The 16,784-nt window shown below is 40.3% G+C and carries 15 protein-coding genes; 12 read left to right on the top strand and 3 right to left on the bottom strand.

Annotated features, from left to right (window positions below):
• The first annotated feature begins 57 nt into the window (after nt 1–57).
• From IF202_RS16200 to IF202_RS16165, 8 genes are all read left to right on the top strand, one after another.
• Nucleotides 58–648: a UPF0149 family protein gene (locus IF202_RS16200; protein ID WP_191595964.1), complete on the top strand. Its 591-nt coding sequence runs from the start codon at nt 58–60 to the stop codon at nt 646–648.
• A 64-nt stretch (nt 649–712) separates the two neighbouring features.
• On the top strand, nt 713–2,020 hold the full coding sequence (locus tag IF202_RS16195) for an aminopeptidase P N-terminal domain-containing protein (protein WP_191595963.1): 1,308 nt from the start codon (nt 713–715) through the stop codon (nt 2,018–2,020).
• Nucleotides 2,021–2,077: 57 nt separating this feature from the next.
• Nucleotides 2,078–3,283 (top strand): UbiH/UbiF/VisC/COQ6 family ubiquinone biosynthesis hydroxylase, encoded by a 1,206-nt coding sequence (locus tag IF202_RS16190; RefSeq protein ID WP_191595962.1) that lies wholly within the window; start codon nt 2,078–2,080, stop codon nt 3,281–3,283.
• Between the two features lie 128 nt (nt 3,284–3,411).
• Nucleotides 3,412–4,239: an HDOD domain-containing protein gene (locus IF202_RS16185; protein WP_191595961.1), complete on the top strand. Its 828-nt coding sequence runs from the start codon at nt 3,412–3,414 to the stop codon at nt 4,237–4,239.
• 237 nt (nt 4,240–4,476) lie between these two features.
• Complete coding sequence (locus IF202_RS16180; RefSeq protein ID WP_191595960.1) at nt 4,477–5,550, top strand: Fe(3+) ABC transporter substrate-binding protein; 1,074 nt, start codon at nt 4,477–4,479, stop codon at nt 5,548–5,550.
• A gap of 24 nt (nt 5,551–5,574) precedes the next feature.
• Nucleotides 5,575–7,254 (top strand): ABC transporter permease, encoded by a 1,680-nt coding sequence (locus IF202_RS16175; RefSeq protein ID WP_191595959.1) that lies wholly within the window; start codon nt 5,575–5,577, stop codon nt 7,252–7,254.
• An 8-nt stretch (nt 7,255–7,262) separates the two neighbouring features.
• Nucleotides 7,263–8,330 carry an ABC transporter ATP-binding protein gene (locus tag IF202_RS16170; RefSeq protein WP_191595958.1) on the top strand — a complete coding sequence of 356 codons (1,068 nt, stop codon included), beginning with the start codon at nt 7,263–7,265 and terminating at the stop codon, nt 8,328–8,330.
• Between the two features lie 70 nt (nt 8,331–8,400).
• Nucleotides 8,401–9,597, top strand: a complete 1,197-nt coding sequence (locus IF202_RS16165; RefSeq protein WP_191595957.1) for a class I SAM-dependent rRNA methyltransferase — start codon at nt 8,401–8,403, stop codon at nt 9,595–9,597.
• Nucleotides 9,598–9,709: 112 nt separating this feature from the next.
• Here the strand turns inward: IF202_RS16165 and IF202_RS16160 are convergent, their stop codons facing one another.
• Nucleotides 9,710–10,366, bottom strand: a complete 657-nt coding sequence (locus tag IF202_RS16160; RefSeq protein WP_191595956.1) for a histidinol-phosphatase — start codon at nt 10,364–10,366, stop codon at nt 9,710–9,712.
• A 135-nt stretch (nt 10,367–10,501) separates the two neighbouring features.
• Between IF202_RS16160 and IF202_RS16155 the strand changes: the two genes are divergently transcribed.
• From IF202_RS16155 to lgt, 3 genes are read left to right on the top strand one after another with little or no spacing between them, the layout of a single operon-like run.
• Nucleotides 10,502–11,005, top strand: a complete 504-nt coding sequence (locus IF202_RS16155) for an RNA pyrophosphohydrolase (RefSeq protein WP_191595955.1) — start codon at nt 10,502–10,504, stop codon at nt 11,003–11,005.
• Between the two features lie 37 nt (nt 11,006–11,042).
• Nucleotides 11,043–13,328 (top strand): phosphoenolpyruvate--protein phosphotransferase, encoded by a 2,286-nt coding sequence (gene ptsP, locus IF202_RS16150; protein ID WP_191595954.1) that lies wholly within the window; start codon nt 11,043–11,045, stop codon nt 13,326–13,328.
• A gap of 27 nt (nt 13,329–13,355) precedes the next feature.
• The gene (gene lgt / locus IF202_RS16145; RefSeq protein WP_191595953.1) at nt 13,356–14,153 is read left to right on the top strand and encodes a prolipoprotein diacylglyceryl transferase; all 798 of its coding nucleotides are present in this window, start codon (nt 13,356–13,358) and stop codon (nt 14,151–14,153) included.
• Between the two features lie 20 nt (nt 14,154–14,173).
• Here the strand turns inward: lgt and IF202_RS16140 are convergent, their stop codons facing one another.
• Nucleotides 14,174–14,983 carry a sterol desaturase family protein gene (locus tag IF202_RS16140; RefSeq protein WP_191595952.1) on the bottom strand — a complete coding sequence of 270 codons (810 nt, stop codon included), beginning with the start codon at nt 14,981–14,983 and terminating at the stop codon, nt 14,174–14,176.
• A gap of 81 nt (nt 14,984–15,064) precedes the next feature.
• Complete coding sequence (locus IF202_RS16135) at nt 15,065–15,535, bottom strand: Lrp/AsnC family transcriptional regulator (RefSeq protein ID WP_191595951.1); 471 nt, start codon at nt 15,533–15,535, stop codon at nt 15,065–15,067.
• A gap of 130 nt (nt 15,536–15,665) precedes the next feature.
• Here IF202_RS16135 and IF202_RS16130 point away from each other — a divergent pair, with 130 nt between their 5' ends.
• Complete coding sequence (locus IF202_RS16130; protein ID WP_191595950.1) at nt 15,666–16,676, top strand: nucleoside recognition domain-containing protein; 1,011 nt, start codon at nt 15,666–15,668, stop codon at nt 16,674–16,676.
• Nucleotides 16,677–16,784 lie beyond the last annotated feature (108 nt).

Genomic DNA, 16,784 nt, shown 5'->3' with positions numbered 1-16,784 from the left:
GGCTTCTTTTTTATAGTGAATTTTATACAACGAATTGAATAGAAAGGTAGATCGAATATGTCCACGGAAATGTTAAAAGACGCATTAGACTTTGATCTAATAGCTGACGTCTTTGTTGCAGAATCTATAGCTGCGTCACCTGCTGAATTGCACGGTCAATTATGTGGCTATCTTGCGTCTGGCGTTACCCTGTTATTAGAAGATTGGCTGTCTATGGTTGTTAATTTCTGTGATATTGAAGGGTGGAAAGACGATTCAAGTCGAGCTGTTATTGTGGAACTTTATACAGCGACTCTAACCTTGTTTCAGAATGGTGAGTATGCACTTGTACCTAGTATTTCTGATGAAGATGCAGACCTTTGTGAGCGAGGCGTTACTTTATCGCAATGGGCGCACGGTTTTTTGGCTGGATATGGTTTATCTGGTCAGAAAAATACACTGTCAGATGAAACAAAACAAATACTAAGAGACTTTGCGAATATATCTGCAATGCAAGCAGAAATGGAAGCAATGGAAAATAACAATGATAATGAAATGGATCTAACAGAATTGGTTGAATATGTTCGATTGTCCTCAATGATGATGTATTCCGAGCATCATGATGTTAATCCAAATATTGATCATACCAAGACTAATCCAGTACATTAATATTTGATGCTGTGGTCAGTATCCGTTTATTTATTTTATGTAGACAATCGAAACGAGACTTTTTATGAAAATAGACACTCAAACTTATCAATCCCGCCGTGAGCGTTTAATGCAGTCGCTTCCGGAGAATAGTGTGGTAGTTATCCGTACTGGTGAGTTAGCGACCCGCAATAATGATTGTGAGTATGAGTTTCGGCCTCATAGTAGTTTCTTTTATCTGACTGGCTTCCCTGAACCAAGTGCTTACGCAATAATTGGTTCCGACGGTGAAATGACTCTAGTTACTTTACCGAAAGACCCAGAAAAAGAGCAATGGGAAGGTTTTCGTTTTGGTAAGCAAGGAGCGATAAAAAACTTTGGTGCGAATGATGCTGCGGATCTTGATCAATTAGATGATGTAATGGTGACCGCGTTAAATGGCACAGCTAATGTTGTCTACTTATTTAATGACAGTGTGTTGCGTGAAAAAATTGCTGGTTGGCGAGATGCACTAGCCGCCCGTGCAAGAGCAGGCGCAATTGCTCCAACACAATTCACGGACGTTGGGCCTTTTATTGCTGAAATGCGCTTATTCAAAGATGTAGAAGAAGTCGCGATTATGGAAGCTGCAGCACAAATAAGTGTGGAAGCACACAAGCAGGCAATGCGTTCAGTTCGCCCAAATATGAAGGAATATCAGCTAGAAGCAGAATTGAATTACGTCTTTATGAAATCCGGTGCTCGTCAACCAGCGTATAACAATATTGTTGCCTCTGGAAGTAATGCCTGTATTTTGCATTACGTTAAAAATGATGAACTTATTAAAGACGGTGATTTAATACTGATTGATGCGGGTGCCGAGTTAGGTTGTTACGCGGCCGATATTACTCGTACTTTTCCTGCGAATGGTAAATTTAGTGAACCTCAAGCTACTTTGTATCAAGTTGTGTTAGATGCCTATTATGCGGGCATGAAACATTTAACAGTTGGTAACCCTTATGAGGCTTGTCACAACGCAGCGGTACGGACGCTAACAGAGGGACTGGTTGCTCACGGTTTATTAAGCGGCGATGTAGATCTCCTGATCGAAAGCAAGGCATATCGAGATTTTTATATGCATAATACAGGGCATTGGTTGGGCTTAGATGTTCATGATTGTGGTGCTTATAAAATAGCAGGTGAATCTCGTTTGCTTGAAGTGGGCATGGTGCTAACCATTGAGCCGGGGCTGTATGTTTCCGCGGACAATAAGTCAGTAGATGAAAAATGGCGAGGTATAGGCATTCGCATTGAAGACGATGTTCTTATTCGTGCTGATGGCCCATATGTTTTAACTCATGGCCTAGCAAAAGAAATTAGAGACATTGAAGCCTTAATGGCTCAAAGTCGTTAAGTTATTGAATATAAGAGTTATTAAGTCGAATAAACAGCAGACTGGAGTAATGAAAAGATGGCTAAATCGTACGATGTAATTATAGTAGGTGCTGGGATGGTTGGCGCGCTATCGGCGATACTTTTGGCTAAATCTTCTTTACGTGTTGCGCTTATTGATAAGCATAATGGCGATTACACACTCTCAACTCCGCCAGCTTATGATGCCAGAGTGAGTGCTATTTCCAGTCAGTCAAAAGCATTATTAGAATCTGCTGACGTTTGGCAAAATATTCCACAAGGTCGAGTTGCTACTTATGACAATATTGTGGTTTGGGATGGCCTTGGTTCAGGTTATATCGATTTCAACGCTGGCTCAGCTGCCATGTCTGAATTGGGTGATTTAGTTGAAAATACTGTTTTAAGCCAACAAATGATTAAGCAGATACAGAGTAATCAAAATGTTGATTTGTATTTCGATAATGCATTGGCATCTTATGAATTAAGTGAAAGTGGTGCGAAAGTCGATTTACTGTCTGGAGATCGACTTGAATCACAAGTGTTGGTGGCCGCCGATGGCGGTGCTTCCAAGCTTCGCTCAGAAAATTATTTTGATACAGTCGAATGGGATTATGGTCATACTGCTATTGCCGCGACTATTGAAATTGATCAATCTCACAATAATACGGCGTGGCAAAGTTTTGGTGAAGAAGGCGTGTTAGCATTTTTACCTCTGCCCGTTGTAGGTGATAGGCATTTTGTTTCTATTGTTTGGTGTGTCCCTCCTAAAGAAGCGAGTATTTTAAAAACATTGTCGGATGATGCCTTTTGTAGTCGTGTACATTATGCGATTAACAAACGCTTTGAAGTGCTTGCTATTACGCGTTCTAGACAAGCCATTCCATTGCGTCAAAGGCATGCAAAAGAATACGTGAAACCAGGCATTGCTTTGATTGGTGATGCCGCCCACACGATTCATCCTCTGGCTGGTCAAGGTGCGAACTTAGGCTTCTCCGATGTTAAGGCTTTGGTCGAAGCCTTGAGTAAAGCGCATAAACGAGGCGAGTGTCTTGGTTCAAGTAAGGTGTTGAGACGGTATCAGCGCGCTCGTATGTTAGATAATATTGCAATGGCGGCAGGTATGGAGACATTCAAAAGGTTGTTTTCGACGCAACACCCCTTCGTTGTACAATTGAGAAATACAGGCATGAAAAGCTTCGATTGTAATACCTCTTTGAAGAAAAAACTGATTGCTCGCGCTGCAGGTCTAGTGACTTTTTCCTGAATGTTTTTATTAAAAAACTAGCGCTCGCTTTCTAAATGTTACTTATTGGCTATTGCAAAAATTATCGATTGTCATAGTCTATAAGGCACTCTAAAAACATATAACAACCAGAACAAAGGCTATATGGCATGCAAGTCCAAGACCTTCTTAAGAAAACCGATAAGCTTCCTAATGTTCCTGATGTTGTCCGTGAACTCATTCAGCTTTTAAGTGATCCTAACGTAAAATATTCAGACATTTCCGAACGAGTAGCGCGTGACCAAACTATTTCATTGAAAGTATTGCGAGTTGTGAACTCTGCTTATTTTGGCCTATCTAGAAAAATTTCTTCAATAGATGAAGCGACTGTTTTATTAGGCATGGATAAGCTGAAAACATTAGTTATTGCGTCTGGTTTTTCTAATTCAGTAACCAAAGTAGATGGCATTAATCTTACCGAGTTTTGGCAAGATTCTTTTCGTGTAGCTGAGCTATCTCAATGGTTCGCTAAACGTACACCATTAGTAGAGGCTGATGAAGCCTTTACTGTTGGTATTGTTCATAATATAGGTCGTTTATTGTTGCACCTTACTGAGCCAGAAATAGCACAAGATATTCAAACTTTGGTTTCGAATCGTAAAGCTGGCCGAGTTAAAGCTGAATTGGACTTATTAGGTTTTACTTCTCAAGACGCAGGCAAAGCTCTAATGGATTTATGGAAGTTCCCATCAACCATTGGCGATGCTGTAAAGTTTCATAAAAGGCCATTTTCAGATGATGAGCCTCAAGCCTTGCCATGCATACTGAATTTGGCTTGCTATCTTAATGCCTGCATACGTAATGATAGAGACTACGATTTGGTCCGTGAAGGTTTTCCTGCGGCGGTTGCAAAAGCGGCAGGATTATCAGAAGGCATTGTTTATGAACTGGATGATGCCCTTATTATTGGTGATGAACTAAGGTTGCTGTTGGACTAATCTTGTCAAAGTGACTTGTGCTTTAGCTATTAAAATAAACCTATCAATTATAGGTTTATTTTCTATTTTTTCTTAATTTTACTTCCTATAACTTCCTTATCATTGAATGAGAATCGCTAGTGTTTAATCTCTTGTTGTGTTAATTTCTCGACTCTATTTTTATGGTTCTATTTCTAGAACTCGATACTTTTTGCGTGAAGCGCATCGATATTATTTTCAAGTAAGTGAGAGGTTCGTATGTCAGTGAAGTTACGTGGTGTAGTTAACAAGACAAGTGGTCAATCTTTGTTGGGCGGTATTGGATTTATTGCGTTAGCGTTTCCTCTACTTGTTTCTACAAGTTTGCAGGCTAAAGGCGAATTGAACATTTATTCAGCACGTAAAGAGTCTTTGATTGCCCCTGTGCTTGATACTTTTGCTGAAGAAAATGATGTTGTTGTTAATTTGATCACAGGTTCTGCTGATGCCTTGTTAAGTCGTTTACGTGCAGAAGGTGACGCGAGCCCTGCAGATATTTTTATTACGGTGGATGCAGGTCGTCTACATCGTGCTAAAAGTGCCGGTGTTCTACAATCGATACAGAGTGATGTATTAGACGCAAACATTCCAAGTAACTTGCGTGATGTTGATGGACAGTGGTTTGGTCTTTCTCAAAGAGCTCGTGTGATTTTTTACAACCCTAAAAAAGTGTCTGAATCTGATCTTTCTACTTATGAAGACCTTTCTCATTCAAAATGGAAAGGGCGCATTTGTGTTCGTTCATCAGGAAATATTTATAACCAATCGTTAGTCGCTTCAATGTTAGAAGCAGATGGACGTGAAAAAACACAGGCTTGGATTAAGGGGGTGGTTTCTAATCTCGCTCGACCTCCATTTGGTGGTGATGTCGATTTACTTAAAGCCGTTTCAGCAGGTGTATGTGATTTGACGTTAGCAAATACTTATTACTTTGGTCGTTTAGGTCAAAGTGCTAATGCAGACGACAGAAAAGTATATAGTAGTGTGAAACCTTTTTGGCCTAACCAAGCGAAAGGTGATCGTGGAACACACGTTAATGTTAGTGGTGCCGGCGTTACGGCATCAGCTACAAATATTGAAAACGCGAAGTTGTTAATTGAGTTTTTAACAAATCATGCATCACAAGAATGGTATGCCCACGTTAATAACGAATACCCAGTTGTTGAAGGTGCAAGCGCGCCTGAAATGCTAGAGCCATTTGGTGAGTTCCGAGCAGATACGATTTCATTAAGCCAGTTAGGTGTTAATAACCGTGAAGCGGTTGAATTAATGGATATCGGTGGTTGGAAATAGTATTTAAAATGAGTTGTATTAATAATGGTTGATTTAACTCATTCGAGTTCTGCAAACAAACCTAAGTTCAATTGGTTAAAGGTCGCTGCAATTTTTATTGCAGCGACCTTGTCGTTACCTATATTAGTTGTGCTGGTTAACGTTTTGATGGGTGACGGAGATGTGTGGCGACACCTTTACCAAACTGTCTTGGCAGACTACATTCAAAATTCATTGTTACTTATGTTGGGCGTTGGTATTGGCGCGTTTTTCATTGGTGTTCCTTGTGCCTGGCTAACCAGTATGTGCGATTTTCCTGGTCGTAAATTATTATCATGGGCATTACTTCTGCCGATGGCGATGCCTGCCTATATCATTGCTTACACCTACACTGGTATTTTGGACTTTGCAGGTCCTGTACAAACTTTTATTCGTGATCTCACTGGTTGGAGTTACGGAGAATATTGGTTCTTTGAGGTTCGTTCGCTTGGCGGAGCCATCGTGATGCTGACTTTAGTGCTTTATCCCTATGTATATTTAATGAGTCGAGCGGCCTTTTTAGAGCAATCTGAAAACACACTAGAAGTGAGTCGTACTTTAGGCTATTCAGGGCGATCTGCTTTTTTTAAACTTGCCCTTCCTCTTGCTCGCCCTGCCATTGTTACAGGCCTTACCTTAGTGTTAATGGAAACGTTAGCTGATTATGGCACAGTACAATATTTTGGCGTAAATACCTTTACAACAGGTATTCTGCGGACCTTCTATGGATTTGGTGATGTAGTTGCTGCTTCTCAGCTAGCCGGTATTTTATTGCTGTTTGTAACTGTGTTGATTCTGTTAGAGCGATATTCTCGTCATCGTATTCGTTATCATGCATCTGGCTTAAAAAAAGCCAGTAGTCGACGTATTAACCTCACTGGCAGTCGCGGTGTTCTGACCTGTGCTTTTTGTCTATTTCCAATTTTCTTTGGTTTTATCATTCCTGTGAGTGTACTGGCTTATTGGGCTGCATTTAAAGCTGAGTTACCAGATGCTAGGTTTGCTCAGTTGGCTTGGAACTCATTATACCTTGCTGGAGTGGCGGCCATGATTGCGGTTATTTTGGCATTGGTTTTGAGCTACGCTATTCGCCTTAATCGTGATCGTAGTGTCAGTGCTTCGGTTGGTATTGCAGGTTTAGGTTATGCGTTGCCAGGGACAATTATTGCGATCGGTACTATTGTGCCTTTGGCTTGGCTGGATCACAGAATTATCGATTTGGTTAAATATTACAGCGGTGAAAAAGTTGGGCTGATTTTCTCTGGCACCTTAGTCGCTTTGCTTTTTGCTTATACTGTTCGCTTTATGGCCGTGTCTTTGGGTGCAGTCCAAAATGGACTTGGAAAAATTAAGCCGAGCATGGATATGGCTGGGCGTTCGTTAGGCATGAGTCCTTTAAAGGTTCTGACTCGTATTCATATTCCTTTACTTAAAGGGTCTGTCCTAACCGCTTTATTGATTGTCTTTGTTGATGTATTAAAAGAGTTGCCGGCAACGTTAGTGCTTCGACCGTTCAATTTTAATACTTTAGCTGTCAGGGCTTATGAATTGGCCGCGGACGAAAGGTTGATTGATGCAGCTCCTGCTTCTTTAATGATAGTGCTGGTGGGGTTAGCCCCTGTTATTTTGTTGAGTCGTTCTATTTCTTCACGTGTTGAACACTCGAAAGTCGAATCTGCAGAATAGGATTGAATATGACACCGTTGCCTCCTCATGAAACATTAAAAGAAATGACACTAACCAAGGTGACGGTTGGTTATGATGGAAACGCCATCGTAAAAGAGGCTTCTTTTCAATTACGAGAAGGGCAGATCGGTTGTTTACTTGGCCCAAGTGGTTGCGGTAAATCGACGTTATTACGTGCTATCGCTGGTTTTGAATCTTTAATGTCAGGTGATATTAAAGTAGATGGTGAAGTTATCTCTAGTACTTCCCATACCGTGAGTCCAGAACATCGCTATATAGGTATGGTCTTTCAAGATATTGCGTTATTTCCACACCTGACTATCGCACAAAATATTGCATTTGGCCTATCTACTTGGACGAAAGAAAGTGCACAAGAACGTGTCGACCATTTATTGAGTTTGGTTGGTTTGTCTGGTTTTCAGAGTCGTTACCCGCACTCACTTTCTGGTGGGCAGCAACAGCGAGTTGCATTAGCCCGAGCGATAGCCCCTAAGCCAAGATTGTTATTAATGGATGAGCCTTTTTCTGGTCTAGATGCAAAATTAAGAGAAGAGCTAGTACCCGATATCCGTAAAATATTGCAACATGAAAAAATGAGTGCATTGTTGGTGACACATGACCAAATGGAAGCCTTTGCTATGGCGGATCAGGTGTCTGTTATGGATGCTGGCGTTATTCATCAAACAGGTTCGCCGTATCAAATTTACCATGAACCTGAGACGCACTTTGTAGCGGGCTTTATTGGGCATGGTGATTTCTTGTCAGCAACTGTGTGTGGCCCTGATTGTGTTCATTCCGATTTAGGGACTATTCGTGGAGATTTAGATCATGGTTTTGCTGACAATACTGAAGTGGATTTATTGATTCGTCCTGATGATATTTTACATGATGATGATAGTGAGTTTGTGGGAGTGATTGTCAGTAAGCTATTTAGAGGTTCACATTTCTTATATAGAGTGAAATTATCATCTGAAAAAATTGTCTATTGTTTTGCCTCTTCTCATCATAATCACCTAGTTGGCCAAGAAATTGGTTTAAGCGTTCACCTTGATCATTTGGTGATGTTTCCTCGCTAAGAGCCTTTTTCATAGCAATTGAATTTAGAGTCTTTATAATAGCGTTTTTAAATGTACTAGGTGAAAAACTGTGAGTGTTATTCGACTAAAAGGTCAGGCTGATCGCCGACTTAGAGCTGGGCATCAATGGATTTATAGCAATGAAGTAAATACTTCAGAGACGCCATTAAAGCAATTTACACCAGGGGATCAGGTTGTTGTCGAAACAGCACAGGGTAAGCCGCTTGGTATTGCGACCATTAATCCGAACACATTAATTTGTGGTCGTCTTGTAAGTCGCAGCACAGACACTTTTTTAAATAAGTCTCTTCTTGTCCACCGTCTTAAAATCGCCTTATCGTTACGTGAATTAACCTACCCTGCGCCTTATTATCGCTTGGTTTTTGGCGACTCTGATGGATTGTCTGGTTTGGTTGTTGATCGTTTTGCAGATATTTTAGTAGTGCAAATATCAACAGCTGGAATGGAACGTGTAAAAAACGAAATTATTGAAGCCTTGCAAGATGTGATCAAACCTACCGCGATTCTAATGAAGAACGACGGTAAAATGCGTCAAATTGAAGGTTTAGAAACCTATGTTGAAGAAGCTTTTGGTACTGTACCTGAATTAGTGTTCTTACAAGAAAACGATGTTCTGTTCCAAGCTCCAGTTTGGGATGGACAAAAAACAGGTTGGTTTTATGACCATCGCGAAAACCGCAAAACCATGCAAACTTTTTGTGATGGCAAGCGAGTTTTAGATGTTTTCTCTTATGTTGGTGGCTGGGGTGTACAAGCGGCTTCTGCCGGTGCAACGGATGTGACTTTTATTGACTCCTCTGAGAGTGCATTAGGTCATGTAGACGCCAATTTAAAGCTAAACCAATACGAAGGTGACGCCAACTTAATGCATGGTGATGCATTTGAAGCAATGTCTTCTTTGATTGAAGACAAAGAGCGCTTTGATGTAGTTATTATGGATCCGCCTGCTTTTATTGCTCGTCGAAAAGACATTAAAGCGGGTGAAGGTGCTTATCATCGAGCTAATCAGTTAGCGATGAGATTAGTGGCTAAAGGTGGTGTGCTAGTGACAGGGTCTTGTTCTATGCATCTAGAAACGGCTCGGTTACAGGATATTATTCGTAGTAATAGTCGTCAGCTAGAACGTTTTTCTCAATTGATTTATCGCGGTACACAAGCGCCAGATCACCCTGTTCATTCAGGCATTGAAGAAACAGAATATCTAAAAGCTTTGTTTTATCGTATTCATAACAATATGGGCTTATAAAAAAACGGCATATTTAAAAATGTCATAAAAAGCCTTATTGTTAAAAAAGCGTAACTAGATGATTTCTAGTTACGCTTTTTTTTTACTATCAGCATCTAAAGAATAAGTTATTTTAGTCACGTAAAGAAATGTGTGGCCAACTACGCTCTTCAGCAATCTTGGTGAGTGTTACATCTGCGTCTACAGCGACAGGATGAGTGACTAGATCTAATAGTGGTAAGTCATTACGAGAGTCACTATAGAAGTAGCTACCTTCCATGGAATGGCCTGTTTCAGCAAGCCAATCATTTAGTCTAGTTACTTTACCTTCTTGAAAACTAGGAACGCCGACAATCTTCCCCGTGTAATGACCATTTATGACTTCAGGAATAGGAGCGATAATGTGATCCATTCCCATAATGTCGCTAATTGGTTGGGTTACGAACTGATTTGTCGCTGTGATCATGAGTAAAAAATGCCCCTGATCTTTATGGTGTTTTAGTAATGCAGCGGCTTTTTCGAGCATCATCGGTTGTACTTTTTCCTTCATGAAAGTGGCATGAAGCTCGGTGAGTTGTTCACTGGAGAACTTAGTTAAAGGCGCTAAGCTGAAAGCCAAATATTCATGAATGTCTAAGGTGCCAGACTGATACTGTACAAAAAACTTATCGTTGGCTTGTTGATAAACCTGAGTATCGACTAAGCCTTTTTCGACTAAAAATTGTCCCCAAGAATAATCACTGTCACCGCTTAACAATGTGCCGTCTAGATCAAATATTGCGAGTGTCACTGTTTGTCCCCAATTGCCCTAAAGTGCCTGAATTATAGCGTTGACGATAACAAATAACATCACTCTTAATTGTGTGGATGAGGGAATTATGGAACAATGAGGTTAATTTATTCTTATATTAAAAGGTAATGACTCGTGATTGATGCAGACGGATACAGACCGAATGTGGGCATCATATTGATGAACGAGCGTGGCCAACTTCTTTGGGCGAGACGTGTAGGACAAAACGCATGGCAATTCCCCCAAGGTGGTATCAAACCCGACGAAACACCTGAAGACGCACTATTTCGAGAACTTAAAGAAGAAGTAGGACTAGATCCAGATCAGGTTGAAATTATCGGAAAAACTCGCGGTTGGCTGCGTTATCGTCTTCCTAAGCGCATGTTAAGACACAATAGTAAGCCTTTGTGTATTGGACAAAAGCAAAAGTGGTTTCTTTTGTCTATTCGTTGTCCTGATGCTTCTGTGTGCGTAGATGGAACTGAATGTCCTGAATTTGATGGTTGGCGTTGGGTGAGTTATTGGTACCCACTTGGGCAAGTTGTCGCGTTTAAAAAAGACGTTTATCGTAGAGCGTTAAAAGAGCTCATACCTAACGCTCATAAACGATTAGAAAAAATGGTGAAATCAACGGATTGATTGTGTTGGTTATATCGAATAGAACGATAGGAGATCTATGCTAAGTTTGCTAAGACGTATTACACAAGAGGTGACGGCTGCAGAGTCGTTACCTGCTGCACTGGATATTATTGTCCGTCGTGTTCGACGGTCTATGCGTGCAGAAGTGTGTTCAATTTACTTAGTAGACAGCAATACTTCAGAATATATATTGATGGCAACACGCGGTTTGAATGCTGAAATGGCTGGCAGTGTGAGCTTAAAATCAGATGAAGGCTTAGTGAGTTTAGTTGGTCGAAGAGCTGAACCTGTTAACCTTGAAGATGCTCATATTCACCCTTCGTTTCATTATTTAAGTGGTACAGGGGAAGAACGTTATCGTTCTTTTCTTGGTGTTCCTATCATTCATCATCGTCAAGTTTTGGGTGTGCTTGTTGTCCAGCATGAAGACAAACGCCGTTTTGATGAAGGGGAAGAAGCTTTTCTTATTACCTTATCTGCACAGCTTGCTGGTGTTATTGCTCACGCAGAAGCCACAGGGGCTATTGCTAGTTTAAGCCCTAATGCTGATCCTGTTGGGTCTGATTTTCGCTATAAAGGTGTACCTGGTAGCTCTGGTGTCGCTATTGGTCGTGGTGTTGTTGTATTTCCTCCTGCAGACTTAGATGTTATTCCTGATCGTACCACTACCGATTTTGATCAAGAAATTGAAGACTTTTACCAAGCATTAGATGCGGTAAGACAAGATATTCGTAAAGCAAGTAATCGCATTAGTAAACATCTATCTGATGATGAAAAAGCTTTGTTTGATGTTTATCTTAAAATTTTGGATGACAACTCCATTGCTGGTGAAGTTGTTAAAAAAATTAAAGCAGGTAATTGGGCCCAAGGTGCATTACGACAAGTTATTAAGGCTCATATCGCTCAATTTGATCGTATGGATGACCCTTATTTACGTGAGCGCGCCTCTGATCTTCGTGATCTAGGTCGTCGTATCTTGTCGCATCTTCAAGAAAAAGCGCCTAATTTAGTAGAGCGGTTTAGTGAACCTTCGATCATAGTAGGTGAAGAACTAACTGCGTCTATGTTGGGAGAAATCCCAATTGATAAAATTAAAGGCCTTGTTTCCGTTATGGGCTCAGGCAACTCCCATGTCGCTATTCTGGCGCGGGCAATGGGTATACCGACTGTCATGGGCGCGTTAGATTTACCGTACGCGCAATTAGACAAAGTAAACCTGATTGTCGATGGCTATTCAGGAAAAATCTTTTCACACCCTTCTGAAGCGTTAACTGAAAATTATCAGCAAATTGTTGATGAAGAGCGTCTTCTTGAAGAAGAGTATGAAGCGCTTAAAGATCTGCCATGTGAAACGTTGGACGCTCATCGTTTGTCCCTATACGTAAATACTGGATTATCAGCCGACATTGCACGTTCCTTGGATCGTGGTGCTGAAGGTATTGGTCTTTATCGTACTGAAGTGCCTTTCATGGTACGAGATCGTTTCCCAACGGAAGCAGAACAAGTCAAGATCTATCGCCTGCAGTTAGAGGGTTTTGCACCAGCACCTGTTACTGTGCGTACTCTTGATATTGGTGGTGATAAATCTCTGCCTTATTTCCCTATTAATGAAGCGAACCCTTTTTTGGGCTGGCGCGGTATTCGAGTCACTCTCGATCATTTAGAAATCTTCATGGCGCAAATTCGAGCCATGATCAAAGCCAGTGCTGATCTTCACAATTTAAAAATCATGTTACCGATGATCTCAAACGTAGCTGAAGTAGAAGAGGCCTTAGCGCTCATTCGTCGAGGTTATGCAGAAGTAAAAGAAGAAGGGTATAACGTTAAAATGCCTAGAGTTGGTGTGATGATAGAAGTACCAGCGGCTGTATATCAGGCCAAAGAACTGGCTTCGTTAGTCGATTTTTTATCGGTTGGTAGTAATGATCTCACTCAATATTTACTTGCAGTAGATCGAAATAACCCTCGTGTTGCTGATTTATACAACTGTTTCCACCCTGCTGTTTTACGAGCGTTATTAAGTATTGTTGATCAGGTAAAAGACGAAGGTGTCGGCCTCAGTGTTTGTGGCGAAATGGCGGGTGATCCAATGGGCGCTATTTTGTTAATGGCAATGGGATACGATGTATTGTCTATGAGCTCAACCAGTTTGCCCAAAGTAAAAGCGGTTATTCGAAACATCTCAATGACACAAGCAAAGCATATGCTTGATGAAGTCATGAAACTACCTCATGCAGAAGCGGTCACACAAACAATGACTCGGCTTATGCGCCACGCAAATATCGAACGCTTGATTCGACCTGCCAAAACAAACGTTAATTAACTCCTATTCGAGGTTTACTTTTCAATTATGATTTCATATCCAGCAATTGATCCTATTGCCGTATCTATAGGGCCAATTTCCGTGCATTGGTACGGTATTATGTATCTGATAGGTTTTGCCAGTGCTTATTTATTAGGTATGTATCGAGCGAAGCATTCAAATGGGCTTTGGACATCGGAAATGGTGAGTGATGCTATTTTCTATGGTGCGATGGGAGTTATATTTGGTGGGCGTATTGGCTATATTTTGTTTTATCAATTTCCAGCATTCGTTGATGATCCGTTAACAATTGTGCGTATCTGGGAAGGAGGTATGTCTTTCCATGGTGGGTTATTAGGTGTTATCGCAGCCATGTTCTTCTTTTCTCGCCGCTACAACAAACACCTTGTTGATGTGACTGATTTCCTCGCGCCTTTTATTCCTATTGGTTTAGGTGCTGGCCGTTTAGGTAATTTCATAGGAAGTGAATTGTGGGGTAAACCAACTGACGTATCTTGGGCTATGGTATTTCCTAATGACCCTGAACAACTTGCTCGCCATCCTTCTCAGTTGTATCAATTTGCACTAGAAGGCGTCGTGTTATTTGGCATATTATGGTTCTTCTCGAAAAAATCTAAACCGCGCTATTGCGTTTCTGGCCTGTTTTTACTTTGTTATGGCATCTTTAGAATCTTAGTTGAGTTTGTTCGACAACCTGATGCACAGATCGGCTACCTTGCTTTTAACTGGGTGACTCAAGGTCAGATCCTGTCTTTACCTATGGTTATCATCGGAGCTGGGTTGGTTATCTTTGGCTTTAAAATAAAAGTCTTTCCGAAAAATTAAACTTTCTTAAATTGACATCGTCACTCAGTTTTTTTTAATTTCTTCTTAAACGGCAAGGTTAAACACCAGATTAAAAATGACGGTTGAGCCGTTTGGTAATTTCTTAAGCCAATCGTCATTCCTTGATGGTTTTCTTTTGGTTGTGCAATATAAGTTCTGCATAAACGATCCCATATAGAAAGAAAGAAACCATAGTTACTGTCGGTTTCTTTTGGAATAATAGAGTGATGGATTCGATGAACGTCGGGTGTAACAATCACCAATCTCAGTATCGAATCTATTTTTTTAGGCAGGCGAAAATTTGCATGATTAAACATTGCTGATGCGTTTAGTACAATCTCAAAGACTACAACTGCAGCCGTAGCAGGTCCTAGTAATAAAATAATGATACATTTATAGATCATCGACATTATGGACTCTAATGGATGAAAGCGAATACCTGTTGTGACATCTATATCTCTGTCTACATGATGAACTTTATGGAATCGCCAGAAAAACGGAATTTTATGTGAAGCAATATGCTGCGCGTAAACTGCGAAATCCAGTAATACAACGCCAAGTATAATTTGTATATAAAGCGGGACATTTATTGGTAAATAAGTTAATAATCCCCAACTATGTTCTAAAGCATAGTCAGCCGCGACAAGCGCAGTTATTGGTCCCAAGAGTTTTAAAGAAAAAGCATTTATTACCACCAATAATAAATTAGTCGACCAGCGGTCTTGGCGTTTCTGCTGGCGTTCGCGCTGAGGAAATAAAGCTTCTAGCACCATCATTAAGACTAAAACGCCTATAAAAATACTTAATCGTAAAGTACTGTCTTCAACCATGTTGATTTACTGCCTTTTTATCGTGATTATGCTGTTCTGTTTAGTTAATTTTTTAGATATTTAGTTCAAAATGAAATGTAATTAAATAGAGGACAAACCACCTTGTGAAAGATCGAATTTTGTACAACGTAAACTAATTAGTGTAGTGAATTTTTTCATGCCTTTATGAGCATAGATAACTCGCTGACAAAATTTTTCATACTCAAAAATATCGGTTACATTTACAATCAATACAAAATCAACTTCACCAGTGACCTTATAACACTGCTTTACTTCAGGTGATTGATTAACAGCTTCAATGAACTGGTTCGCCACTACAAGGTCATCTGTCGTCATTTCAATTTCCACCACCATGTTGAGGCGTCGATCAACAGCATTAGGCGATACAATCGCTACGATTCGCTCGATAATGCCTTCTGCTTTTAGTTTGTGTACCCGTTTTAAGCACGCAGGAGCAGATAAACCGACTTTTTCGGCTAACGCTAAATTGGTCTGGGCGGCATCCTGCTGGAGCTCTTTTAGGATACGAATGTCCATTTGATGTAGTTTCATTAATTATATTTCTCATTTTTAAAATATAAAAAATTATAGTTTCTTAAATGATAGATAAAAAGCATTAATTATTTTTCATTTTGCTAATCTTGCATTTCTCTATTTACTTTATTATTTACAGGCAAACCAGATGATTCGTTACCTTTCTAATAAGATTAACCCCAGTTTAAGCGCCTTTTCCTATCAATTTGAGAAGAATGCGGCTGGGCGTTGGGTACTTGATGTCTGGCGTATATTTTGGGGCTTGGTAAAAATCATGGTGCCAATTTTGTTGGTAGTAAGGGTCATCGAGTTATTGGGCTGGATAAGTATTTTAGGTAAAGCCATTAGCCCTATTATGGTTTGGTTCGGGTTACCAGGAGAAATGGGCCTAGTTTGGGTGACTGCAATGAGCAGTAACTTATATGCTGGAATGGCTATTTTTTATCAATTGGGTGGAGCTGAGCAGCTGACTATCGCACAAGTTAGTGTGTTGTCCTCTATGATGCTTGTTTCTCATGGCTTACCTATAGAGGCGGCGATAGCAAAGGCAGTAGGTGCAAAACTTAGGTTTACTTTAGTTCTACGTATTGGTGGCGCAATGCTATTTGGTTTTATCTTGCACCATAGCTACAGTACGCTTGATGTCTTGCAAACACCCATTAGTAGTTTGTGGAAGCCAGAAAGTAATGAATCGGACTGGACAAGTTGGCTACTGATGCAGGGTCAAACATTTGTCGCTGCATTGGTTATTATCGCTGTATTAACGCTGATTATTCGCATCTTGAATTATCTTGGTATTGAAAAAATCATTCATATTTTATTGTCTCCTTTACTACGCTTGCTTGGAATTGGTGCGAAGGCATCAAATATTATTGTAATAGGGCTTACGCTAGGCTTGTCATTTGGTGGCAGCATCTTGATTCGTGAGTCAAAAACAGGCCACATTGATAACAAAGATATATTCTTAACTATGGCATTTTTAGGTCTGTCTCATAGCTTGATTGAAGATACCTTGCTGATGTTATTGCTTGGAGCGGATCTATTTACGATTTTATGGCTAAGGCTTGTTTTTGGTATTGTGGTAATTGCACTATTAGCTCGCGGCATCACCATGCTTTCGGCCAAAAAGTACGCTTGGCTTTATCAGCAACCTAAGTAATATCTAAATAAAAAAGTTGTTAATGCTCACTTTAAAGGCTGAAAATGCACAAAAATTGAGCGTTATCAGCTTTCTCATCTCGTGTTTTATTCCCTTTCTATTTTCATC

This window comes from Marinomonas colpomeniae, assembly GCF_014803385.1.
Lineage (GTDB): Bacteria > Pseudomonadota > Gammaproteobacteria > Pseudomonadales > Marinomonadaceae > Marinomonas > Marinomonas colpomeniae.
Note: the sequence above shows the minus strand (reverse complement) of the source record. Positions and strands in the feature narration are given on the sequence as shown.